Source organism: Alteromonas sp. CI.11.F.A3, from assembly GCF_032925565.1.
Classification (GTDB): domain Bacteria; phylum Pseudomonadota; class Gammaproteobacteria; order Enterobacterales; family Alteromonadaceae; genus Alteromonas.
The window spans coordinates 2,792,165-2,815,674 of record NZ_CP136708.1; the positions used below are offsets into that span (position 1 = coordinate 2,792,165).

At 43.8% G+C, this 23,510-nt stretch carries 20 protein-coding genes; 14 read left to right on the plus strand and 6 right to left on the minus strand.

Going from position 1 to position 23,510, the window contains the following annotated elements; genetic code table 11:
* Positions 1 to 24: 24 nt before the first annotated feature.
* Together sppA and R1T43_RS12085 are read left to right on the plus strand one after the other, a co-directional pair.
* Entirely contained in the window at positions 25 to 1,890 is a 1,866-nt protein-coding gene (gene sppA / locus R1T43_RS12080) for a signal peptide peptidase SppA (protein ID WP_317349171.1), read from the plus strand.
* Positions 1,891 to 1,954: 64 nt separating this feature from the next.
* A complete protein-coding gene (locus R1T43_RS12085; RefSeq protein ID WP_317355801.1) occupies positions 1,955 to 2,422 on the plus strand; it encodes a SprT family zinc-dependent metalloprotease in 468 nt (155 codons plus the stop codon).
* Between the two features lie 84 nt (positions 2,423 to 2,506).
* Here R1T43_RS12085 and yfbV read toward each other — a convergent pair whose 3' ends face one another.
* Complete coding sequence (gene yfbV, locus R1T43_RS12090; RefSeq protein ID WP_211070765.1) at positions 2,507 to 2,956, minus strand: terminus macrodomain insulation protein YfbV; 450 nt, start codon at positions 2,954 to 2,956, stop codon at positions 2,507 to 2,509.
* A gap of 663 nt (positions 2,957 to 3,619) precedes the next feature.
* Here yfbV and trxB point away from each other — a divergent pair.
* The 4 genes from trxB to infA all read left to right on the plus strand — a co-directional run bounded on the left by trxB (position 3,620) and on the right by infA (position 6,394).
* Positions 3,620 to 4,585, plus strand: coding sequence for a thioredoxin-disulfide reductase (gene trxB, locus R1T43_RS12095; protein WP_211070764.1), 966 nt, complete (start codon positions 3,620 to 3,622; stop codon positions 4,583 to 4,585).
* Between the two features lie 58 nt (positions 4,586 to 4,643).
* Positions 4,644 to 5,390: a leucyl/phenylalanyl-tRNA--protein transferase gene (aat, locus tag R1T43_RS12100; RefSeq protein WP_317349174.1), complete on the plus strand. Its 747-nt coding sequence runs from the start codon at positions 4,644 to 4,646 to the stop codon at positions 5,388 to 5,390.
* Entirely contained in the window at positions 5,387 to 6,100 is a 714-nt protein-coding gene (locus tag R1T43_RS12105; protein WP_211070763.1) for an arginyltransferase, read from the plus strand. The genes aat and R1T43_RS12105 overlap by 4 nt, the downstream gene beginning before the upstream one ends.
* 75 nt (positions 6,101 to 6,175) lie before the next feature.
* Positions 6,176 to 6,394, plus strand: coding sequence for a translation initiation factor IF-1 (gene infA, locus R1T43_RS12110; protein ID WP_013784390.1), 219 nt, complete (start codon positions 6,176 to 6,178; stop codon positions 6,392 to 6,394).
* A 392-nt stretch (positions 6,395 to 6,786) separates the two neighbouring features.
* Here the strand turns inward: infA and clpA are convergent, their stop codons facing one another.
* Both clpA and clpS read right to left on the minus strand, forming a co-directional pair.
* Positions 6,787 to 9,063 carry an ATP-dependent Clp protease ATP-binding subunit ClpA gene (gene clpA, locus R1T43_RS12115; protein ID WP_057792268.1) on the minus strand — a complete coding sequence of 759 codons (2,277 nt, stop codon included), beginning with the start codon at positions 9,061 to 9,063 and terminating at the stop codon, positions 6,787 to 6,789.
* A 24-nt stretch (positions 9,064 to 9,087) separates the two neighbouring features.
* Positions 9,088 to 9,408 (minus strand): ATP-dependent Clp protease adapter ClpS, encoded by a 321-nt coding sequence (clpS, locus tag R1T43_RS12120; protein WP_057792270.1) that lies wholly within the window; start codon positions 9,406 to 9,408, stop codon positions 9,088 to 9,090.
* A 198-nt stretch (positions 9,409 to 9,606) separates the two neighbouring features.
* On the opposite strand from clpS, the gene cspD reads away from it, so the two are divergent.
* On the plus strand, positions 9,607 to 9,825 hold the full coding sequence (gene cspD / locus R1T43_RS12125) for a cold shock domain-containing protein CspD (protein WP_013784394.1): 219 nt from the start codon (positions 9,607 to 9,609) through the stop codon (positions 9,823 to 9,825).
* Between the two features lie 412 nt (positions 9,826 to 10,237).
* Here the strand turns inward: cspD and R1T43_RS12130 are convergent, their stop codons facing one another.
* Positions 10,238 to 12,457, minus strand: coding sequence for an NADP-dependent isocitrate dehydrogenase (locus tag R1T43_RS12130; RefSeq protein ID WP_211070761.1), 2,220 nt, complete (start codon positions 12,455 to 12,457; stop codon positions 10,238 to 10,240).
* A gap of 423 nt (positions 12,458 to 12,880) precedes the next feature.
* Here R1T43_RS12130 and R1T43_RS12135 point away from each other — a divergent pair, with 423 nt between their 5' ends.
* From R1T43_RS12135 to R1T43_RS12165, 7 genes are all read left to right on the plus strand, one after another.
* Entirely contained in the window at positions 12,881 to 13,423 is a 543-nt protein-coding gene (locus R1T43_RS12135; protein ID WP_317355804.1) for an rRNA large subunit pseudouridine synthase E, read from the plus strand.
* 288 nt (positions 13,424 to 13,711) lie between these two features.
* Entirely contained in the window at positions 13,712 to 14,839 is a 1,128-nt protein-coding gene (mnmA, locus tag R1T43_RS12140) for a tRNA 2-thiouridine(34) synthase MnmA (RefSeq protein WP_156501790.1), read from the plus strand.
* On the plus strand, positions 14,839 to 15,465 hold the full coding sequence (hflD, locus tag R1T43_RS12145) for a high frequency lysogenization protein HflD (protein ID WP_317349180.1): 627 nt from the start codon (positions 14,839 to 14,841) through the stop codon (positions 15,463 to 15,465). Before mnmA ends, hflD begins: the two co-directional genes overlap by 1 nt.
* A gap of 14 nt (positions 15,466 to 15,479) precedes the next feature.
* Positions 15,480 to 16,847 (plus strand): adenylosuccinate lyase, encoded by a 1,368-nt coding sequence (gene purB, locus R1T43_RS12150; RefSeq protein ID WP_317349182.1) that lies wholly within the window; start codon positions 15,480 to 15,482, stop codon positions 16,845 to 16,847.
* A 68-nt stretch (positions 16,848 to 16,915) separates the two neighbouring features.
* On the plus strand, positions 16,916 to 18,232 hold the full coding sequence (locus tag R1T43_RS12155; protein ID WP_317349184.1) for an adenylate/guanylate cyclase domain-containing protein: 1,317 nt from the start codon (positions 16,916 to 16,918) through the stop codon (positions 18,230 to 18,232).
* A gap of 41 nt (positions 18,233 to 18,273) precedes the next feature.
* The gene (locus R1T43_RS12160) at positions 18,274 to 19,440 is read left to right on the plus strand and encodes a JmjC domain-containing protein (protein WP_317349187.1); all 1,167 of its coding nucleotides are present in this window, start codon (positions 18,274 to 18,276) and stop codon (positions 19,438 to 19,440) included.
* A 9-nt stretch (positions 19,441 to 19,449) separates the two neighbouring features.
* Entirely contained in the window at positions 19,450 to 19,917 is a 468-nt protein-coding gene (locus tag R1T43_RS12165) for a GNAT family N-acetyltransferase (protein ID WP_317349189.1), read from the plus strand.
* Positions 19,918 to 19,951: 34 nt separating this feature from the next.
* Here R1T43_RS12165 and R1T43_RS12170 read toward each other — a convergent pair whose 3' ends face one another.
* Positions 19,952 to 20,374, minus strand: a complete 423-nt coding sequence (locus tag R1T43_RS12170; protein ID WP_317349191.1) for a DUF4826 family protein — start codon at positions 20,372 to 20,374, stop codon at positions 19,952 to 19,954.
* 65 nt (positions 20,375 to 20,439) lie between these two features.
* Positions 20,440 to 23,508 carry an FAD-binding and (Fe-S)-binding domain-containing protein gene (locus tag R1T43_RS12175; protein ID WP_317349194.1) on the minus strand — a complete coding sequence of 1,023 codons (3,069 nt, stop codon included), beginning with the start codon at positions 23,506 to 23,508 and terminating at the stop codon, positions 20,440 to 20,442.
* Between the last annotated feature and the right edge of the window lie 2 nt (positions 23,509 to 23,510).

The window sequence follows — 23,510 nt, forward strand, 5'->3', positions numbered from 1 at the left end:
AACAAACAGAAGGTAATGTAATTTATGGCAGCCAAAGGAAACTGGACTAAATCCTTATTTATTGGCCTGTGGACGGTTTTAAACTTCACCCGTAAGCTTTTTTTCAACGTCATTTTTCTGGTGATTTTTGTTGGCATAATCATCGCGATTACCTCTCAAGAAGATGACCAACTTACGGTAAAAGCCAATAGTGCGCTTTTACTTACCTTGAACGGACAACTTGTTATTGAAAAAGAAACTGTCGACCCGTTTGAACAGTTTTTACAAGATGCCATGGGTTCAGAGCCTGACAATCCAGAAGTACTTGTGCGTGATGTGGTAAAAGTTATTGAAAACGCTAAGCAAGACCGACGGATTAAAGCATTAGTATTAGACCTTCAAGGTTTATCTGGCGGCGGTTTAGATAAACTTCGCACGGTAGCGCGAGCCATCAACGATTTTAAAACCTCTGAAAAGCCTGTGTATGCCATTGGTGATTATTACACCAAAGAACAGTACTACCTTGCAGCGCATGCGAATCAGGTTTATCTCAATCCTATGGGTTCATTACTGCTAGATGGCTATGGTCGTTATGGCATGTATTTCAAAGATTTCTTGGAAAAGCTTAAAGTGACTACGCACATTTTCCGTGTAGGTACTTATAAGTCTGCCGTAGAACCACTTATTCGCAACGATATGTCTGAAGCAGCTAAAGAAGCTGAGCGTAAATGGTTAGACGGTTACTGGCAGCAATATAAAGAAGACGTTGCCGCTGCCCGTGGCATTCCGCTTTCCAACTTTGATGAAACACTAGAAGGCTTGTTGGCTAAGTTTGAACAAGCTGGCGGTGATTTTGCCAATTACGCTTTACAAAATAATTGGGTAGATGCACTTAAAACCCGTGAAGATGTTCGCGTAGAACTTACTGATCTTGTGGGCGAAAACGAAGACAATCACGGTGTTAACGTCACTCACTTTAACACCTACTTAAAAGTCGTTAATCCTCCCCTACCTTCTATCAACAGTGACATCGACCAAGTTGCGATTGTAGTAGCAAAGGGCACTATTTTAAACGGCAATCAAAAAGCCGGCACCATTGGCGGCGACAGTACCGCACGCTTATTGCGTAAAGCACGTTTAGATGAAAACGTTAAAGCAGTAGTACTGCAAATAGATTCGCCAGGGGGCAGCACATTAGGTTCAGAGATTATTCGCCAAGAAGTACTTGAGTTGAAAAACGCAGGTAAACCGGTTGTGGTTTCTATGAGCACGTATGCTGCATCAGGCGGTTACTGGATTGCAGCAAACGCTGACCGCATATTTGCTAGCCCAAGCACTATTACTGGCTCTATCGGGGTATTCGGTATGTTTATGACATACGAAAACTCGCTTGATTACTTAGGCATTCACAGTGATGGCGTTGGCTCGAATGAACTAGCAGGCTTTTCAGCAGTACGCCCTCTTGCGCCAGAATTTGGCCAAATTTTGCAACGTAATGTTGAAACGAGTTACGGCAACTTCCTATCTTTAGTATCGAACGCTCGAGATATGACGGTAGATGAAGTAGATGACGTTGCACAAGGTCGTGTATGGATTGGTACCGACGCCCTAGAGCTTGGATTAGTTGATGAGCTAGGTACGTTAGAAGACGCGGTTAATGCGGCGGCAGAATTCGCTGCACTAGATAACTACGACACTTTCTATGTTCAGCGTACACTTTCAGCACAAGAGCTGTTTTGGAAAGAGTTCTTTGGTCAAGCCTTTACGTTTGTTGGAAAGTGGCAGTTTGCTAATTCAGACTCTGCGTTAATCAATGAATTTAAACGAGTACTTGGCGAGTTCGATATCTTTAACGAACTGAACGATCCCATGGGTACCTATATTCTTTGCTTGCAGTGCCAAGTAGAATAATTAGTAACTCAGTTAAGGTACTACCATAGCAAGCCATGATTTAACCTCTCTACAGCGTCAGCATATTGCTGATGCTGTAGAAGGCTGCTACCAACGCGCTGATAAATATTTTAAGCGTACATTTCCCCGCCCTGCGCTTACCTTTAGACGCTCTGGTAAAAATGCTGGCACCGCGTTTCTACAACAAAATCGCATTAATTTGCACCCCGAATTATTTAAACAGAACGAACAGGAATTCATAGAAGATGTTATTCCTCATGAAGTGAGTCATTTGCTTACTTGGCAGTTGTTCAAGAAGGTAAAGCCCCACGGCGTGGAATGGCAAGCCATTATGATTGATGTGTTTAACCGTCCGGCTAAAGCTACCCACAGTTTTGATGTTGAAGGCGTTATTGGCAAGCAGTTCAGCTATGCCTGCCTTTGCAGTTCACACCAGCTGACAATAAGACGACATAATAAAATTTTGAAAGGGGCGCAGTACAAGTGCCGAAAATGTAATGGCGTGCTTGTAGAAGAGAAAATGGTGAGTTAGCTGTTTATTCAGTTAGTCAGTTACTTTGTAAATTAACCCGCTAGCTAGCAAACATACCTGGGCACAGCAGAACCTAACGGGATTTTAGCGGAACCAATGTTTAGTAAATACGTTATCTAAATCGTTAAATGCGGTTTTGAGTAACGCTGCTAACTCTTTATATTTCGGTTTCGATTTAACCGACGATACGTTGCAACCTTCTGATCGCATTTTACTGTGAATATCTTGATACCAGCTGTTTAATTGCGGTGGTAGGTATTGGTTTGAACGATGACCCAACCACAATAACCCTTGTAGCGGAAGGCTTAAAAAGAAAGCACCTATGGTGATGGTTTGCGGAATATAGTCTGTGCCCATATTCTGAAGTAACAATGCACACGAAAGTATTGCCACAGGCGGCATGGTTTTAATAGCAAAACGCGTGGCGGCAACTACCCGGCATTCGGGGAAGTAGGCATACAGTTCTTTTTTGACGGGCCAAGTTTTCATATAGTGCTGGCCATCTTTTAGCATTGTAATCACAGACTGTGACATAAACCACCTCGTTTCACTTCAGTAAGTAGCGCACTCTGGATGCCTTATACTTGGTATTCAATAGCAGGTTAGCGCTGCTTTAACGCCGGCCAGTTGGCGCTGTTTTAACGCCGGATATATCGTGATTATAATAAGTATAAACGTCATGTTTATTTAAACGTTGTTTTTGCAAAAAAGCCCAGTGATAACACTAATACTTAATTATAACCCCAATACTAGGCGTTACATACTTGGCGTTAACATACATAGCATTAATATGGTGCCAAACACTGATTTCTAAAGCACAGATTTAACGTATTGCTACAACATGAATTGTAATACGAATTTCGTCTAATACAACGCAAGTTCGTCGCAATAACGCCGCTTTTCATTATAAATAATTTAAAAACAACATTAATTACCTAATTAATGATAGCCAAGCACATCAGATGGGTGACTTTTCATCATCATGAAGGCATCATAATGCCCTTCTTTCAATGCTATTTTCCGAAGGTATCGTGTTTTTCGAAGGTATTGGCCGATTAGCAGTTGAAAAAGCAAGGTTCAGTCCTTACCTAGCTACCTATAGCGACAGTTGGCTACTGCGACAGACAGTTAGCAAGTTTCGTTTCAAAATTATAGCAGAATTCAGCCCGGATAAATGGGCATTAGTTGGAGATACAAATGGCAGATAACAGACATGTTCGCCTACTTATTTTAGGATCGGGCCCAGCAGGCTACTCAGCGGCAGTGTATGCAGCTAGAGCAAATCTAGAACCTGTGCTTTTAACGGGGATCCAGCAAGGCGGACAGCTTACTACGACCACAGAAGTAGAAAACTGGCCAGGCGATCCTGAAGGACTAACGGGTCCTGACCTTATGGTTCGTATGCAAAAGCATGCAGAGAAGTTCGATACTGAAATTATCTTCGACCATATTAACAAGACAGACTTAACTAAGCGTCCTTTCACCCTTTATGGTGACAGTGGCACGTACACGTGTGACGCCTTAATAATTGCTACAGGTGCATCTGCTAAATATCTTGGTATGGAATCTGAGCAAGCGTTTATGGGTAAAGGGGTTTCGGCCTGTGCTACCTGTGACGGCTTTTTCTATCGCAACCAAAAAGTAGCGGTCATTGGCGGTGGTAACACGGCCGTTGAAGAAGCCTTGTATTTATCTAACATTGCATCTGAAGTTCACGTTGTGCATCGTCGTGATACTTTCCGTAGTGAAAAAATCCTTGAGCAGCGTCTTCGCGACAAAGCTGAAAATGGCAATGTGGTATTACACTTAGACCGTACCCTTGATGAAGTCATGGGTGACGAAATGGGTGTGACGAAAATTCGCATTAAAGAAACCGATGGCGAAGCAACTGAAGAACTTGATGTAATGGGTCTTTTCGTGGCAATCGGTCACAAGCCAAATACTGACATTTTTGCTGAACAGCTTGAAATGAAAGACGGCTACATTGTGGTAAATAGCGGCCTACATGGCAATGCTACACAAACCAGTGTTGAAGGGGTATTTGCGGCCGGTGATGTGAGCGATCATATTTATCGTCAAGCAATAACGTCTGCGGGAACGGGCTGTATGGCCGCGTTAGATGCAGAAAAATTCCTAGATGGCTTTATGCCTGAGCAAGGCTAAGCCTTGTTTGATTTCAAGCCCTGCACTGTAATTTTCAGGGCTTGATGTCTTTCCTTTTATGATAGCGCTGCCTTATTTAGACATTGATACACCCTTCCCCCCTGTATCTGAAGCACTTGACGATCCAAACGGCCTATTAGCCTTTGGCGCAGATCTTAGCGCCCAGCGTCTTTTTTCGGCCTATTCTAGCGGTATATTCCCTTGGTTTAGCGATGATGAACCCTTGCTGTGGTGGTCACCTAACCCACGCTCTATTATCGAATTAGATGATTTTGTGTGTTCAAAAAGTTTACGCAAGCTAGCTCGACAAAAGCGCTACAAGGTCACTCTTAATAATGCATTCGATTCGGTAATTAATGCCTGTGCCAATATTCCTCGTAAGAACCCTAATTCACAAGCCCCCAGTCAAGACACCTGGATAACCGATGACATGCAAAAAGCCTATAGCTATTTGCATCAGCTTGGTTTAGCCCATTCTGTTGAAGTGTGGGATGGTGAAGAGCTGGTAGGAGGCTTATACGGCGTTGGTGTAGGGAAAGTGTATTGCGGTGAGTCTATGTTTCACAAACAAAGCAATACCTCTAAATTGGCTATGCTAGCGTTGGTTGAGCACATGAAACGTAACAAGATGGCATTCATTGATTGTCAGTTGCCAACGGAGCATCTTAGCTCGCTAGGTGCGAAAACCATTTTCCGTAACGAATTTATTGAAAAACTGCAGACTAGCAACCACACTCTAACCGATGAAGGCTCTTTGACTGATGAATACAAGCATCAGTGGCACCCGCAGGTTATCACACCGTGAGATTTGGAATTACGCAATCTTTTGATTGTAGCTATTTGCCCAATCAACAAGAACAATTACTGGTTTATGCTGAATCAGATAACCAGCTTGCGTGGCGTTACGGTCAACTTATTCAAGTAGGGTTTAGACGCAGTGGCGAGCAAATCTACCGCCCACACTGCCCAGACTGTCATGCCTGTGAATCGGTAAGAATACCTGTGGTTACGTTTCGTCCTTCGAAAAGTCAAAAACGCATTCTTAATCGCAATCAGCATTTTGTGGTAACCAGCGCCAAGAGCGCCAATCATTTATATTACCCGTTGTACGAGAAGTACATTTGCGCCCGTCACACCGATGGCAGCATGTACCCGCCTTCTAGCGAACAGTTTGAAAACTTTATTTTGTGCGAATGGAAACGCCCACAGTTTATTGAAGCCTACGATGGCGATACGTTAATTGCGGTGGCAGTAACAGACACCATCGACAATGGTGAAGAGCATCAAGCCTTATCGGCACTTTATACTTTTTACGATCCTGATTACCATTCATCGTCTCTTGGGACGTGGATGATCATGATGCAAATCGAACAGGCAAAGCAACAAGAACGAGATTTCGTATACTTAGGGTATTATGTAGAAGAATGTCAAAAAATGTCTTATAAGCACAAATTTTACCCTTATGAGCAATTTTCTGGCAACAAATGGCACCGTTTTGATAAAAAACCTGCTTAATCGCTTTACACGCAAGGCAAGATTGGTTAATGTCTGCGCGGCAAAAAATTTGAATTACTGAGGTAACTGCTTTACATGGCAAAAGAAGATTGTATTGAAATGGAAGGTACGGTTCAAGACACCCTACCTAATACTATGTTCCGTGTTGAACTAGAGAATGGTCACGTAGTGACAGCACACATTTCTGGTAAGATGCGTAAAAACTATATCCGAATTCTTACTGGCGATAAGGTCACTGTTGAGATGACTCCTTATGACCTAACAAAAGGTCGTATCATTTATCGCGCCAGATAATGAGCCATTAAGCGGTCAACGCATTCCAAAAAAAAAGCCCAATGTAAATCATTGGGCTTTTTTGTCTGTGTCTGGTTATGGTCTGCGATGGTATTTAGCGATGTCTTTGCGCCTGTTGTTAACGCCTGTTGCTAGCGCCAGATGTTAATGCCTAGTTTAGCGTTTAGTGCTTAGCATTTGGTATTGAGCATTAGATGCTTGGCGTTGGAAATTGGGCACTTTGCGTCAACATGTAATGAAACGACTTATTAAACGCAAATTTAACGACTTTCGCCTTCAACATTAAACGCTCGAATGTTTTATTATAAAAGACACAAAAAAATGCCACACCCTTTCAGGTGCAGCATTTTAAAATCGACATTAAACGTTTAATAAAACAAGTTCACTAGGTGTTAGCTAGACTCGGTTTCTTCCTTAACCGCGTCAACGCCTGAATATTCAAACTCCAACTTATCGTCGTTCAAATCTACTTTAACGTCGCCGCCTTTAGTTAATTCACCAAACAGCAATTCGTTCGCTAGCTCTTTCTTAATCTCTTCTTTGATTAAGCGAGACATAGGACGCGCACCCATGGACTTGTCGTAGCCCTTCTCGGCTAAATAAGCTCTAGCTGCAGGGGTAACCTCTAAAGATACACCTTTCACGTCCAGCTGCGCCTGAAGCTCAATTATGAACTTATCGACAACCTGTAAGATAACCTCAGCATCTAGGTGATTAAACCAAATAATGCCGTCTAGACGGTTTCTGAATTCAGGGGTAAACACCTTATTGATTTCAGATAGCGCATCGTGGCTATGATCTTGCTGTTTAAAGCCAATAGACTTGCGCACCGTTTCCTGCACACCCGCATTGGTCGTCATTACCAATACAACATTTCTGAAGTCTACTTTACGGCCATTGTTGTCGGTAAGCGTACCGTGATCCATTACCTGCAACAGAATGTTGTAGATATCACTGTGCGCTTTCTCGATTTCATCTAGCAGTACCACAGAGTATGGGTTTTTGATCACAGCATCGGTTAACAATCCACCTTGCTCAAAACCCACATAACCTGGAGGTGCACCAATCAAACGGCTCACCGCGTGGCGCTCCATGTACTCAGACATATCGAAACGAACCAATTCAACGCCCATAATTTTAGCGAGTTGCTGCGTAACTTCGGTTTTACCAACGCCCGTAGGCCCTGCAAACAAGAAACTACCGATTGGTTTTTCTTCAGCACCTAACCCAGAACGCGATAGCAAAATAGCATCGTTAAGCGTCTCTATGGCCTTGTCTTGGCCAAACACCATCATTTTAAGGTTACGGCCAAGGTTCTTAAGTACTTCTTTGTCAGACGCTGACACAGACTTTTCAGGAATTCGGGCCATTTTCGCAATAATCTGCTCAATATCCCCTACCCCAATCGTTTTCTTACGCTTCGATTGTGGCAACAAGCGCTGGCTTGCCCCGGCTTCGTCCATTACGTCAATCGCCTTATCGGGCAAATGACGTTCGTTAATGTACTTAGCCGATAGCTCGGCTGCCGCCTGAATAGCTTTTTGCGTGTAGCGTACGTTGTGATGATCTTCATATCGGCTTTTAAGGCCAAGTAGAATTTTAGTGGTATCACTAACGCTTGGCTCAGTCACATCCACTTTTTGGAAACGACGGGCCAAGGCTCTGTCTTTTTCAAAAATACCTTGGTATTCCTGATAAGTTGTTGAACCAATACAACGAAGTTCGCCGCTTGAAAGCTTAGGCTTCAGCAAGTTAGATGCATCCATAACACCGCCAGATGCTGCACCCGCACCAATGATGGTATGAATTTCATCAATAAACAAAATAGCGTCTTCGTCTTTCGACAATTCTTTCAATATCGCTTTTAAGCGTTTCTCGAAATCACCACGGTATTTAGTACCGGCTAGCAGGCCACCTAAATCTAGCGAGTAAACGGTACTGTTACTGATAACCTCAGGCACGTCTTCGTTGACAATGCGATAGGCCAACCCTTCAGCAATAGCGGTTTTACCTACGCCAGCTTCACCCACCAATAGCGGGTTATTCTTTCTACGACGACACAAAATTTGAATAGTACGCTCTACTTCTTTATCGCGTCCAATTAATGGGTCTACTTTGCCTTCTTTGGCATGGCGATTTAAATCGGTAGCGTACTTACTTAATGCCGACCCACTTTCTTCCGCACCATCACCTTCTTCACCAGAATCTGAATTAATGGGTGCGTCGTCTTCGGCTTTACTTACACCATGACTAATGAAGTTAACGATATCTAAGCGGGTTACATCAGACTTTTTAAGAATGAAAACGGCTTGAGACTCTTGCTCACTGAAAATAGCGACTAGTACATTGGCACCAGTAACTTCTTCTTTACCAGATGATTGCACATGGAAGACTGCACGTTGGAGCACGCGCTGAAAACCTAAAGTAGGCTGGGTTTCTCGTTCGTTCATTTGCTCGTCAAGAATCAACGGGGTAGTGTCTTTAACGAAAGAGATCAGCTCACTTTTAATTGCTTCAATATCCGCACCACAGGCATGCAGTGCTTCACGGGCTGCCGAGTTATCAAGTAGCGCCAGCAATAAATGCTCGACCGTCATAAACTCATGGCGGTGTTCTCTGGCAAATACAAACGCATCATTCAACGTTTGTTCTAATTCTTTATTTAACATATCGCTCGCCCTCTACAAATTGACTTACGCCTGTTCCATAGTACACATAAGCGGATGACTGTGCTTACGTGCATACTGATTCACCTGCATCACCTTGGTTTCTGCTATCTCAGCAGTAAAAATGCCACAAACCGCCTTACCTTGGTAGTGTACTGTTAGCATTATTTGATGCGCTTTCTCAGCATCCATATTAAAAAATTGTATGAGCACTTCAATTACAAAGTCCATTGGCGTGTAATCGTCGTTGTTCAACAACACTTTATACATTGGCGGCGGCTGCGTTTTTTGGCGCTGCGCGTCTTTGAGTTTTTCCCTTTCGATGCTAATGGCGTTGTCTCTACTCATAATTAATAATAGTGCTTTGTTGGCAGATGTCTCACTAACTTTAGGATAAAATTAATTCACATTTGCTCTTGACATAATATGGTTAAAAAATCTACATTTTAGGGGTGACGTTGTTGTTTTCAAAACACGTCACACTGCCTTCAATTATATTGTGGGGGCATAATCGTGTTAGTTCAAGGATTAAGAGGAAGTCGAAGTATGGCGATTGGCAAAGTTAAATGGTTTAACAACGCGAAAGGATTTGGTTTTATTGTACCTGAAGATGGTGGTGAAGATATTTTCGCACACTACTCAACTATCCAGATGGAAGGATATCGCTCACTTAAAGCTGGTCAAGAAGTCACGTATGACGTGCAACAGGGCCCTAAAGGCCTACACGCCGAAAACATAGGCTTTAAAGAAGAACCAGAGCGTTAAGTAACACCAAAAAAATTCTACAGAAGCCTGTTGTTGCCAATTAAGGCAGCAGTGGGTTTTTTCTTAGGGAGTCGACAATCGTTCACTCTCATAGAGCTGTATGGCCTACTCTTTTTATTAAATTTTATTTATTTCCTCCCAACACTTCTTTTAATTATTACTTATTTTTAAATATTCTGAGCTTAATTCAGATAATTTACTTTTCTGCTTACCCATATTTTTAGATTAAATCGCGCTAACCAGTAAAAAACTAAAATTAATAAGCATAAAGCTAAGTAAATATTCTGGAATATTTTCACTAGTAACTTTTTTTTAAATTTTAATATTTATAAAAAAAAGCGCCCCTGACTATTTGGTCAGGGGCGCTTTTAAAAATTAGGTTACTAAAATATCAGCAGCCTATTTAATTTTATTAAGCGTTAAGAATCGCTTTCAACGTTTCACTAGGTGACATAGTCGCTTCTAGTTTCGCTGAATCAGGGTAGTAGTAACCACCGATATCTTGAGGCTTACCTTGAGATTCATCAATCTCAGTAATGATAGTATCGATTTTTGCCGATAATTCGTCATATACCGCTTTAAACTGGGCCGCTAAATCAGCGTCTTCAGTTTGGTTAGCCACTTCTTCTGCCCAGTACAAACCAAGATAAACGTGGCTACCACGGTTATCTAGCTGGCCAGCTTTACGCATTGGTGACTTACCATTATTTAGCAATGTTTCCGTCGCTTTATCTAACGCAGTAGCAATAATTTTCGCTTTCTTGTTGTCGTGCTTAATCGCCACGTCTTCAAGTGAAACCGCTAGCGCTAAGAACTCACCGAGTGAATCCCAACGTAAATGCCCTTCTTCAACAAACTGTTGAACGTGCTTTGGTGCACTACCACCAGCGCCAGTTTCATACAAACCGCCGCCTGCCATTAGAGGCACAATTGAAAGCATTTTAGCGCTGGTGCCAAGCTCAAGAATTGGGAACAAGTCAGTAAGGTAGTCACGTAGCACGTTACCGGTTACTGAAATAGTGTCTAGGCCGCGAATTGCACGTTCCATGCTGAAACGGATAGCGCGAACAGGTGCCATGATAGAAATGTCTAAACCTGACGTATCGTGGTCTTTTAAGTAAGTCTCTACTTTAGTGATTAGCTGTGCATCGTGAGCACGCTCGTCATCTAACCAAAATACTGCTGGCATACCAGATTGGCGTGCACGAGTAACCGCTAGCTTAACCCAGTCTTGAATAGGTGCATCTTTCACCTGACACATACGCCAGATATCGCCTTCTTCAACAGCATGTTCCATCAATACGTTACCGTCTTGATCAACAACTTGTACCGTACCGTCAGCTTCCATTTCAAACGTTTTATCGTGTGAACCGTATTCTTCCGCTTTCTGCGCCATCAAACCAACGTTAGGTACTGTACCCATTGTTGTTGGATCGAATGCACCATGGGTTTTACAGAAGTTGATCACTTCTTGGTAAATAGTCGCGTACGTGCTTTCAGGAATAACCGCTTTAGTATCGTGCGACTTTCCATCTGGTCCCCACATTTGACCAGAGTTACGGATCATTGCAGGCATAGAAGCATCTACAATTACATCACTTGGTACATGTAGGTTAGAAATACCTTTATCAGAGTTCACCATTGCGATAGGTGGACGGTCGGCATAACAAGCATTGATGTCTTTTTGAATTTCAGAACGCTGAGATTCAGGAAGACTAGCAATTTTATCGTATACGCTACCAAGACCGTTGTTAGCGTTAACGCCTAGCTCTTCAAAAAGGTCGCCCCATTTTTCAAACAAATCTTTGTAGAATACTTTAACGCAGTGACCAAATACGATGGGGTGAGACACCTTCATCATTGTCGCTTTAACGTGTAACGAGAATAAAACGCCGGTGTTTTTCGCGTCTTCAATTTGTTCTTCGAAGAATTCACACAGTGCTTTCTTGCTCATGTACATTGCATCGATAACTTCACCAGCCAGCAAATTCACCTTAGGCTTAAGGGTTTTCTTGCTACCGTCACTACCGGTAAATTCAATGCTTACATGGCCTTCTTTTTCTACCGTTACTGATTTTTCACCTGAGTAGAAGTCGCCGCCGCGCATGTGCGCTACGTGAGTGCGAGATGCTTGTGACCACTCGCCCATTGAATGCGGGTGCTTACGGGCAAAGTTCTTAACCGCAGTAGGAGCACGGCGATCTGAGTTACCTTCACGTAATACAGGGTTTACTGCACTACCTAGTACCTTGCCGTAACGCTCACGAATCTCTTGGTCTTCGTCAGTTTTAGGCGAATCTGGGAAAGCAGGTACGTTAAAACCTTTTTCGTTTAATTCAGCGATAGTGGCGCGTAACTGAGGAATAGACGCACTTACATTTGGTAGCTTAATGATGTTAGCTTCAGGGTCTTGCGTCATCTCACCAAGTTCAGATAACGTATCAGTTACACGTTGCTCTTCAGAAAGAAACTCGGGGAAAGTAGCCAAAACACGGGCTGCAAGAGAGATATCACTTAGCTCTACTTCAACATCGGCAGCACTAGCAAACTTCTTAATAATAGGAAGCAACGAGTACGTCGCCAGCATTGGCGCTTCATCTGTTTTAGTATAGATGATCTTAGACTTGGTCATTATGTACCTCAATGTTGTCGGTAGCGTACTACCGTTTTAGTCCATTAGTCGCACTAACACAAAGCATGTGAAAAGCCTTCGGTCACTACGATACGTAATTGATGTTTTATGTTCTGTTGCACATAACAGCAGAACCACTTGTTGTTTTCGTCCTCGTGCTGAGATTAGCGCAACCTTCATGCACTCAACACGAATGGGCAGTCTGTTATTTTTATAACTGCGAACATTAGTATAAGGTCGAAACTTTTAGTTACAAGTCATACCATTGTCTTAACCGACGACTTGCCTGAATTTCGCCGAATTTCCCGCACATTTTTATGCCCTTTATTGTTTTAGCTTTGTCTTACTCGGGCAGTTTTTCACGCATTGTGGTAGGCTTTTGTGATAGAAGACATCCTAAGAATAAGAGTAATTATTCACACCATGGCAAACGAAAGCAAAATCGTACTTTTCAACAAACCTTTCCAAGTACTGTCTCAATTTACTGATGCAGATGGCCGAGAAACCCTTAAAGATTATATTGATGTACCAGGGGTATATGCTGCCGGTCGACTAGACCGAGATTCCGAAGGGTTATTGGTGCTGACTAACGACGGAAAGCTACAACATAAACTGGCACACCCCGAGGCCAAAACCAGTAAAACCTATTGGGTGCAAGTGGAAGGCACTCCTAACGAAGCAGCGCTAGACGCCTTACGTAACGGGGTTGAGCTTAAAGACGGTATGACCAAACCAGCCAAGGTTGTGGCCATAGAACCACCTGAATTATGGGACAGAAACCCACCAGTTCGTTTTCGACAGACTATTCCTACTAGCTGGCTGTCTATCACAATCAGTGAAGGCAGGAACCGCCAAGTCAGGCGTATGACCGCCCACATTGGTTTCCCTACATTGCGTTTGGTGCGCTATCGCGTGGGCAACTGGACCATTGATGGCATCGATAATGGTAAGTACGTGTGTTTCTAACAGTAGTAGTAACACAATGCTGATTTCACCAAACGCTAACGAGTGTATGGCTCATTTTGTAGACCGCTATAACGATGAACCTTAACGACTATTGCGTTCATTATTAGTTATAGCTTTTTGGTTTATTGAATATTGAAATTTCACGCTTGAAATACAATGTTAAACGACCAATTTACTCATCCCGACAATAAAATTTGTCGAGAAAGCAAAACGATTGAACACAATCGCTTTATTATGTGAATTGGTGGGCTTTATCTGGTAAAATCCGCCACCCTGAAATCAACCTAAATGAGTGTTATCTACGTTGTGACTGATATTGAATCAAACGCGAGCAAAAAAGTAATCGTCGGAATGTCCGGCGGCGTCGACTCTTCCGTTTCTGCCTACTTGTTATTACAGCAAGGTTATCAGGTGGAAGGCCTGTTCATGAAGAACTGGGAAGAAGATGATAATGATGAATATTGCTTAGCCGCCGAAGATTTAAAAGATGCACAAGCCGTAGCGGACAAATTAGGTATTGAGCTTCACACCATCAATTTTGCCGCTGAATACTGGGATAACGTGTTTGAGTATTTCCTAGAAGAATATAAAGCAGGCAGAACCCCCAACCCCGATATTATGTGCAACAAGGAAATTAAGTTTAAAGCTTTCCTTGAATTTGCTGCTGAAGATTTAGGGGCAGACTACATTGCTACCGGTCATTACGTGCGCCGTCGTCATCAAGATGGCAAGTGGCAGCTATTGCGTGGGTTGGATGAAAACAAAGATCAAAGTTACTTCCTCTATACCCTAGGTGAAGAACACGTCGCGAAAACCTTGTTCCCAGTGGGCGATATTGAAAAGCCACTGGTACGCAAAATTGCTGAAGAACAAGGGCTAATCACGCACGATAAGAAAGATTCCACCGGCATCTGTTTTATTGGTGAGCGTAAATTCAAAGACTTTTTAGGCCGTTACTTACCCGCCCAACCCGGTATTATTGAAACCGCGGAAGGGGAAGAAATTGGTAAACACGAAGGCTTGATGTATCACACTTTAGGTCAACGTAAAGGGCTGCACATTGGTGGCCACGCAAAATACGGCGAAGAACCTTGGTACGTGGTAGATAAAGACGTAGCACGCAATGTATTAATTGTAGGCCAAGGTGCCGACCACCCTCGCCTATACTCTAAAGGCTTGGTGGCAAAACAACTGCATTGGGTAGACCGCACTGCTATTACAGAGCCTATGCGCGCTGTGGTTAAAACTCGTTATCGTCAAACTGATATTCCCTGCGCAATCGCGCCAATCAATGATGATATGATTGAAGTCATTTTTGATGAACCGCAAAAAGCGGTTACACCTGGTCAATCTGCCGTTTTCTACCTAGATGAAGTGTGTTTAGGCGGCGGAATTATTGAGAGCTATATTCGTTAATGTTAGATACCGACGTAGAAAATAATTTAGCCTTGGCTGGTGTTTGCCAGTCGGCGGCACTTGTGCAAAGCCTTGCAAGAAAAGGCACGGCAAACGAGGAAGCGGTAGAAGCGAGTCTTTCCAGTATATTGGTTACCGACCCTGAAAACCCGCAGCAAGTGTTCGGCAAGTTAAGCAACCTTGAGGTTGGGTATAAAACCTTATTCGCACAACTGTCAGATAAACAACAGAGCAAAGACACCGAGCTAACCCGTTATATTGCCAGCATTCTTGGTCTTGAAAGAAAACTCGCACGCAAACCTGCCGCCATGAAAGAGCTGGCAGAGCGTATTTCTCACGTGCAGCGCCAGCTGGCGCACGTAGACTTTCAAAACCCACAAATTGTGTCGTCTTTGGCCAGTATATACAGCGATATTATTAGTCCATTAGCACCGCGTATTCAAATAGCGGGCAATCCGGACCATCTTGGCCAACCGGCTACGCAGCATAAAGTTCGCGCTATATTACTTGCTGGCGTGCGCGCCGCGGTAATGTGGCGTCAAATGGGTGGTAAACGTCGGAACATTTTGTTTCGCAGAAAACAAATTTTAAATAGTGCTGTAAAGGCGCTCAGGCTGATAAACTAGTTAAGGAGCTGAAGGTGGAACTGAGTCAGTTAACTGCAATTTCCCCTGTCGATGGTCGATATGCTGGAAAAAGCGTAGAATTACGTAGTATTTTTTCAGAGTACGGCTTACTGAAATACCGTGTTGAAGTGGAAGTACGTTGGCTGCAAATGCTATCGGCGAACACCAAAATTGAAGAAGTTCCTGCGTTTTCTGATACCTCAAACGCATTATTAGATGCTATTGTGGCTAACTTTAGTGTTGATGATGCCATGCGCATTAAAGACATTGAGCGCACCACCAACCACGATGTTAAAGCGGTTGAATACTTCCTAAAAGAACAAGTGGCTAGCAACAGCGAATTATCTGCTGTAAACGAGTTTATCCACTTTGCATGTACGTCTGAAGATATTAACAACCTTTCTCACGGCCTTATGCTTACCGAAGCCCGTGACACTGTGTTACTGCCTTACTGCGACAAGCTTATCGATGCCCTTATTGCACTTGCCAAGGAATACCAACATATTCCAATGATGGCACGTACACACGGCCAACCTGCCTCTCCTTCTACCATGGGTAAGGAAATGGCTAACGTGGCAATGCGTTTGAAGCGTCAACGCGCACAAATTGCTAACGTAGAAATATTAGGCAAAATTAATGGTGCTGTAGGTAACTACAATGCGCATTTGTCTGCTTACGCTGATGTAGATTGGCACAGTGAGTCTGAAAAGTTTGTAACATCACTAGGCTTGTCGTGGAACCCATACACCACGCAAATTGAACCGCATGATTATATTGCTGAGTTGTTTGATGCAGTAGCCCGCTTTAATACCATTCTTATCGATTTCGATCGTGATGTGTGGGGTTACATTGCCCTTGGCCACTTTAAGCAAAAAACTATTGCCGGTGAAATTGGTTCTTCAACCATGCCGCATAAAGTTAACCCTATCGATTTTGAAAACTCGGAAGGTAACTTAGGCCTAGCCAACGCTATCTTTAACCACTTAGCCGCTAAGCTTCCTATTTCTCGCTGGCAGCGTGATTTAACCGACTCTACCGTACTTCGTAATTTAGGTGTGGGTGTGGGTTATGCGGTTATCGCTTATCAAGCTACCCTTAAAGGTATTAGCAAGTTGGAAGTTAACGAGCAAAGCTTGTTGAATGAACTTGATAACAACTGGGAATTACTTGCAGAGCCAATTCAAACGGTAATGCGCCGTTACGGTATTGAAAAGCCTTACGAGAAATTGAAAGAGTTAACCCGTGGTAAAAAGGTTAATGCTGAAATCGTGGCTGAATTTATCGATAACTTAGACATGCCAGAAGCAGCAAAAGCTGACCTTAAAGCATTAACACCAGCGAGCTACATTGGTGATGCAATCAGGCTGGTAGATCAGTTATAAAGGCATCGCCTTTTCCATACACTTAAAAACGCGGCCAGTCCGCGTTTTTTTATGGTTGGAATTTAGGCATGCATACACACAAAACATTTCATTCAAAAGCAGCAATACTTCACACAACCGCGTGCTATTTTGCTCTGTGCTTATTGTTACAGGCGCCGTTATTAGTGGCCTATGCTGAACATAGCGCGCATCATATAGCACTGTGGTGGAATCTGACCTTCCATATTCTTTGTGCTTTCTCCGTTCTATGCCTTTGTATCCAAGGCCAGCCCACCCATGCTCGCACACTGCTGTTTACCAGTTATTACAGCTATATAGTGCTAGCAACGTTTCTGTGGCGTGGTGACGTATACATTCAGCACTTTTTATTAATTGGCTGCTTATGCTGCGTGGGGCTATTTAGCCAGCATGAACAACGCCCACGACTTTATTGGGGGTTAGTTTTCGCCCTAACATTCTGTGTTATTGATGGCCTATTTAGCTACTCGCTTCACGGTTGGCAAGGCGCTATTCGTCGCAGCAACAGTATTACCCTAACCCTAGCAAGCGTGGGACTTATACTGACCTTGCATGCCCATAGTCGGCGCCACCTTCATCACCTTGCGGTGAACTACCGTCATACGCGGCAACTATTAATAAAAACCACCCCTGCAGCCAAGCTTACGAATGCGTTTACTCGCCCTTTGAGCCATGATTCGAATACTCCTTTAACTGGGTTTTCAAGTAGTGCATCAACAGGCTTTTCGACCGGGCTGATGCGGCAAAGCTTTACCTCGGCCTGTGTGTTATTCGCAGATATAAAAGGCTATCAAACATTAGCTCCTTTGTTTGGGGAACAAAAGGTGATAGAAGCACTGGATGCCTTTTACAGCCAAATTGATGTGCTCGCCGCTGCGCATAATATGTACCCAGTAAAAACGAATGGCGATGAATACATGGCGGTTAGCGAACTGTGTATGTTTCCTCCTTCAAGTGCTTCATGCACTTCAAATGGCGAACAAAAAGGCGAGCAAAAAAGTACACATCATATAAATAATGGCGTGTTGTTTGCGCTTGCTGTTACCGCCACCTTTAAAATTTTTGCGTTAAAAGAAGGCTGGCCTTGCCAAATTCGTATCGGCGTTGCAGCAGGCCCAGTTACTGCTGGCATGCCTAGAAGGCAGCACGGTATTTTCGATGTGTGGGGTAAGACCGTGAATTTGGCGTCTATGCTAGAACAACATTGCAACGGCAATGCGGTTACCGTTTGCGATAGCACATTTCCTCATTTAGCCGCTGAAACCCAAGCTAAGTTCTGCCCTATTTTAATTGATAGCAAAATTGGTGAATTGGCTGCCTTCGAGCACCGGCTTACCGATACACACTACGCTAGTAACCCTTTATAGAATAAACGATAATACCCCCATAGATGCGTGGAGATTACTTAATGAAAGAATTCGATATAGAACATTTTCTATCTCATTATTGGCAACAAAAGCCTGTTGTATTACGTGGCTTTTTTCAAGATTTTGAAGATCCTATCGATGAGCACGACTTGGCCGGCTTAGCCCAAGAAGAAGAAATAGATAGCCGACTACTAAGCTTCGAAAATACCAGTGGCAATACAGCTGATGGCACAGGCGAATGGAAAGTACATCAAGGGCCAATTCATGATTTTGAAGCCGTTTGCGAAGGGGCTTGGACACTACTTGTCCAAAGTGTAGACAGGTACGTACATGATGTAGCAGACATTCTTGAACCCTTCCGCTTTCTTCCAAACTGGCGTTTGGACGACCTAATGGTAAGTTTTGCCACTAAAAATGCAGGTGTTGGGGCGCATATCGACCAATACGATGTGTTTTTGGTGCAGGGAAAAGGTCAGCGTCGTTGGCGTGTAGGCAAGCCTGGTGAATACAAAGAAGTATTCCCACACCCTAAACTTCGTCAAATTGAAGGCTTCGATCCTATTATTGATGAAGTACTAAACCCAGGTGACGTACTGTATATTCCGCCGGGTTGGCCGCACGATGGCAAAGCGTTGGAAGACTGCTTAACCTACTCTGTAGGCTTTCGTGCCCCTGAAACCGCGCAGCTCGCTGATAGCCTGTCGTTAATGTTAGAAACCAGCGACATTAATGTGCGATTTACCGATGCAGGTAGAAAGTTGTCAATGCCTTCGGCGGTGGTTGACCCCAGTGATATCGCCGCGTTGAAACAGCAGCTCATCACAGCGATTAATTCCGATGACTTCACCCAAACATTGCTTGAATCGCTAAGTGAACAAGGCCTTCCAGAGTATCCACCTGAACATTTATATACTGATAGCCAAATTACTGCCGGATTTGAAGAAGGTGTGGAGTTTGCAGCCGCCCCAGGAGTACGTGCACTCATTGCAACAGATACTGAAAACACGCCATCCTCTCACCATGCTCGCTTCTTTTACGTTAACGGCGAACGTTTCAGTTATAACAAAGAAGATGAGCAATGGGTTCAGCTTTTAGTGAACAACGATGTACTTTTTGCGGACATCCTGCCTGATCTCCCCTCTTTTGCGTTTTTAGCAACATTAACTACACTTATTAACAAAGGATACTGGGAATGGATAGAAGCATAAAACAACGATATGGCTTATACGATAGAGAACGTCGATTGGGCAAGGGATAAGCATCGGCTAAAAGCAATCAGGGAAGATGTATTCGTTTTGGAATGGCGAGTACCCCAAGACAGTGAATTTGATGAGCGCGATGCCAGCGCTTTTCATGTACTGCTTTTGGAAGACGGTGGAGAAGCTAACCAACCCATTGCAACAGGACGGTTAACTCAGTGTGGGGAAATTGGCAGAATTGCAGTGAAACGCGGCTACCGAAATATGTCTATTTATCGCGCGCTGTTTGCGGCTTTAATAGACGTCGCCAATCGCCATAATGTCACTATTTTAAAAGTAAGCTGCAGCCTTGATAGTGTGTCGTACCATCAAGGCTTAGGGTTTAAGCCCGAGGGGCAAGTATTCATGGACGGTGGCGTAGCACGTCAGCGCATGCAATGCCCTGCAGAGCGTTTTCCATTCCCCGACGTTTCACAAATGCATTAGCTAATTATTAGCCATTGCATCATTAAAGGTTAGCTTAAACGCCTTGCCATAGTTCATCTTGGTTCTGTATGGCGTGCAAACCTTCTGCTCTACTTTCTAATAATTCTGCATACTCCAACGATGAAGCATCCGCACTGTCTGACTCACGTAAATTTGCCGCCTTTAACTGCCATGCCATTGCGAAATGCTTAATTGCATCGCGAGCAGTAGCCGCCGTAGACTCAGCAATGTAGTCAGTAGGTAAATCGCCACTCATTACCCAATACATCGCATTGTTGGTGTCTTTTATCTTCCATACCGCCAAGTAAGGCACTAAATAGCGGCTTTCATTGGTTACGACTGATTCAAAAAGCACACCATTTTCTGCTAGGTGTTTATTTGCTTTTTGAAATTGCTCACGCACCCATTCACTACGTTGCTGGTCGGTTATTTCATTTTGTGGTGTATTGTCTGTCATAGTATTCTCTAATCTATTTCGTTTTATTTTTAGTTTTTACGTAGCTGGCTGATGTTGGGTTTAGGCTACTGCGATGATGAAACACAGGCCAACAAACCTTGTAAGGGATGCTTCGGCTTAAACTGCTCTATACGGGCTACCTGACTTCGACAAGAATAGCCTGTGGCAAGAATAGCATCTGCGGGATAGCGTTTGACCGCTTGCTCCCAACTTAACCCATAAATGGCTAACGACTTTTCTTTTTGATCGGCTTCATGACCATAAGTTCCGGCCATACCGCAACAACCTACAGCAACAATATCAACTGGCTGATTAACTTTAGCAAACAAACCCTGCCATTGCTTTTCAGATGCGGGCAACGCCGTTTTTTCTGTACAGTGACTTAGCAGCGCGAATGGCTGCGCTAAATGCTCTGGCGCATTGGCCTTCTTGCTTGTCGCTTGCCATACATCACTGGGTACCGTTTCAAGCCATTCATGCACAGCTAACACATGAAAATCCCCGCGGGCTTTATCTAAGGTTTTAGTATATTCATCACGATAAACCAATACCAAAGACGCATCTACACCCACCATAGGAATGTTTAACTGCGCCACTTCATTTAAAAAGGCAGCGGTATTTTTTGCGGTTTTTGCAAATTTAGCTAAAAAGCCTTTTACGTGTTCAGGCTTACCGTTTGGTTTAAACGGCAACATTACCGGTGTAAAGCCAAGGGCATTAACTAGGGCAACAAAATCTTCAACTACACTCGCGTCGTAGAAGCTGGTGAAAGGGTCTTGCACTATTAACACCGTCTTTTGCTTTTCTTGGGCACTTAGCTTCGATAACGCATCATGGTTATAACTTGCCACTTTCCCTTCTACCCTGTTTGCCAACGTTGGCTCAGATAAAATAGGCGTGTCTACATAACCAATGGTTTTTTCAATACCGTCTTGCATCCATTTTCGTTTCAAAAACAGATTCACCATAGGCGAGAACTTGGCCATAATCGGTGCCATGCGTTCAATATTGCCTACAAGGTGGTCTTTCATTGGGCGCATGTAGCGCTGGTAATAAATAGATAAAAACTTCGACCTAAAATCAGGCACGTCTACTTTCACCGGGCATTGGCTTGAGCACGACTTACAGGCTAAACAACCATTCATGGCGTCTAACACTTCATGGGAAAAATCGTCTTGTTTGTTTCGGCTGTTGCTAAAGCGTTGCCACCATGACGTGTCGAATTGATCGGCACTTAACGTTTTGGTGTCTACCCCATCTTTAGCAAGCAAGCGTATCCACTCACGAATAAGGCCAGCACGGCCTTTCGGGCTATGGCGTCTATCGCGAGTTACCTTACTTGAGGGGCACATCGGCGACGTGGTCTCGTAGTTAAAGCACAAGCCATTACCATTACATTCCATAGCCGGCGCAAAGGCTGCTTTAAAGCTAACAGGAATAGTTCTATCGAATGTTGCCCGTTTGGTATCGCTAACTTTAACCAAGCTTTCAGTGCTGTCTAAAGGCGTACACACCTTACCTGGGTTCATTTTATTAAGGGGGTCGAACGCGCTTTTAATTTTGCGTAGTTCAGTAAATAACATGTCGCCGAAAAAAGCAGGGCCGTATTCGCTGCGGTAACCTTTACCGTGCTCGCCCCACATTAACCCGCCATACTTAGCTACTAGTGCTACCACTTCATCTGATATTTGATGCATTAACTTTTCTTGTTCAACATCACACAAATCAAGGGCTGGGCGCACGTGTAACACACCTGCATCAACGTGACCAAACATACCGTACTTTAAACCGTGACTGTCTAACAGAGCCCTAAACTCCATGATGAAATCAGCCAAGTTTTCAGGCGGCACTGCGGTATCTTCTGCAAAGGCGATAGGCTTTTGCGCACCCTTGGTTTTACCCAGCAGGCCCACCGACTTTTTACGCATGGCGTATATTTTACCAATGTCCGCTTTATCAAACGTAACCTGATAACCAATTACCCCACCCTCACCTGTTTCAGCGGCGGCGGTAAGCCTAGCTTCTAGCTCGGCTATACGAGTGCGAATTTCTTCTTCATCGTTACTGTTGTACTCCACCATGTTTAAGCCCAACATTTCCTTATGTGGGACGTCGGTGATTAAATCGGCGATGGAATGCCAAATAATGTCGGTTTTAGCCAAATTAAGTACTTTCGAGTCTACTGTTTCGACAGAGGTGGCGTTCGCTTTTACCATTTCAGGTGCATGACGAAGTGCCGATTCAAAGGTATCGTACTTAATATTAACGAGAGCTTTGTGTTTCGCGATAGGCGTAAGCGATAGCTTAGCTTCGGCCACCATCGCAAGCGAGCCTTCAGCACCGGTAATTAAGCGGCTTACATCTATAAGCTGCTCGGTATCGTTATATGCATGTTCTAAATCGTAACCGGTTAAAAAGCGGTTTAAACGGGGGAATTTTTCAATAATGGCTTCGCGCTTGTCTACGCAAGTAGCAAGGACTTGGCGCAGAATACCCGCATAGGCACTGTTATCTGCGTTTGTGTCTGCTATTTGTTTCGCTTCTTGCACACTTATTGGCGTGGTATTTAATACTTCACCGTTAGCCAGCACCGACGTTAAGCCCAATACATGGTCACTGGTTTTACCGTAAACCAACGAGCCCTGTCCAGAAGCATCGGTACTAATCATTCCACCTACGGTGGCACGGTTACTGGTAGAAAGGTCGGGCGAGAAAAAGAAGCCATGTGGGCGAAGTGCATCATTTAATGCATCTTTCACTACACCAGATTGAACTTTAACCCACTGCTCTTCAACGTTGATTTCTAGAATTTTGTTCATGTAGCGCGACATATCAACCACAATGCCGTCAGTTAAGCTTTGGCCATTAGTGCCTGTGCCGCCGCCTCGAGCAGAGAACTTTACTAGCGGATGGTCGTTAACCAGCTTGCCCAATACTTGTAAATCGGCAATGCTTTTGGGAAATACCACAGCTTGAGGAAGTTTTTGATATACCGAGTTGTCGGTAGCCACAGCAAGACGGCTGGCATAGCTGTACTCAACATCACCAGTAAAGGTGGTACTAGCAAGCTGTTCTAGGTATGTCTTATAATGTGTTAAAAGACTCTGCTGGGGCACCACACGTGGCAAACTCATTG

Excerpts from the sequence above, each read along its gene's own strand:
- sppA (WP_317349171.1), top strand. The coding sequence starts at position 25 with ATGGCAGCCAAAGGAAACTGGACTAAATCCTTATTTATTGGCCTGTGG.
- yfbV (WP_211070765.1), bottom strand. The coding sequence starts at position 2,956 with ATGTCACAGTCTGTGATTACAATGCTAAAAGATGGCCAGCACTATATG.
- trxB (WP_211070764.1), top strand. The coding sequence starts at position 3,620 with ATGGCAGATAACAGACATGTTCGCCTACTTATTTTAGGATCGGGCCCA.
- aat (WP_317349174.1), top strand. The coding sequence starts at position 4,644 with ATGATAGCGCTGCCTTATTTAGACATTGATACACCCTTCCCCCCTGTA.
- infA (WP_013784390.1), top strand. The coding sequence starts at position 6,176 with ATGGCAAAAGAAGATTGTATTGAAATGGAAGGTACGGTTCAAGACACC.
- clpA (WP_057792268.1), bottom strand. The coding sequence starts at position 9,063 with ATGTTAAATAAAGAATTAGAACAAACGTTGAATGATGCGTTTGTATTT.
- clpS (WP_057792270.1), bottom strand. The coding sequence starts at position 9,408 with ATGAGTAGAGACAACGCCATTAGCATCGAAAGGGAAAAACTCAAAGAC.
- cspD (WP_013784394.1), top strand. The coding sequence starts at position 9,607 with ATGGCGATTGGCAAAGTTAAATGGTTTAACAACGCGAAAGGATTTGGT.
- R1T43_RS12130 (WP_211070761.1), bottom strand. The coding sequence starts at position 12,457 with ATGACCAAGTCTAAGATCATCTATACTAAAACAGATGAAGCGCCAATG.
- R1T43_RS12135 (WP_317355804.1), top strand. The coding sequence starts at position 12,881 with ATGGCAAACGAAAGCAAAATCGTACTTTTCAACAAACCTTTCCAAGTA.
- mnmA (WP_156501790.1), top strand. The coding sequence starts at position 13,712 with ATGAGTGTTATCTACGTTGTGACTGATATTGAATCAAACGCGAGCAAA.
- hflD (WP_317349180.1), top strand. The coding sequence starts at position 14,839 with ATGTTAGATACCGACGTAGAAAATAATTTAGCCTTGGCTGGTGTTTGC.
- R1T43_RS12155 (WP_317349184.1), top strand. The coding sequence starts at position 16,916 with ATGCATACACACAAAACATTTCATTCAAAAGCAGCAATACTTCACACA.
- R1T43_RS12160 (WP_317349187.1), top strand. The coding sequence starts at position 18,274 with ATGAAAGAATTCGATATAGAACATTTTCTATCTCATTATTGGCAACAA.
- R1T43_RS12165 (WP_317349189.1), top strand. The coding sequence starts at position 19,450 with ATGGCTTATACGATAGAGAACGTCGATTGGGCAAGGGATAAGCATCGG.
- R1T43_RS12170 (WP_317349191.1), bottom strand. The coding sequence starts at position 20,374 with ATGACAGACAATACACCACAAAATGAAATAACCGACCAGCAACGTAGT.
- R1T43_RS12175 (WP_317349194.1), bottom strand. The coding sequence starts at position 23,508 with ATGAGTTTGCCACGTGTGGTGCCCCAGCAGAGTCTTTTAACACATTAT.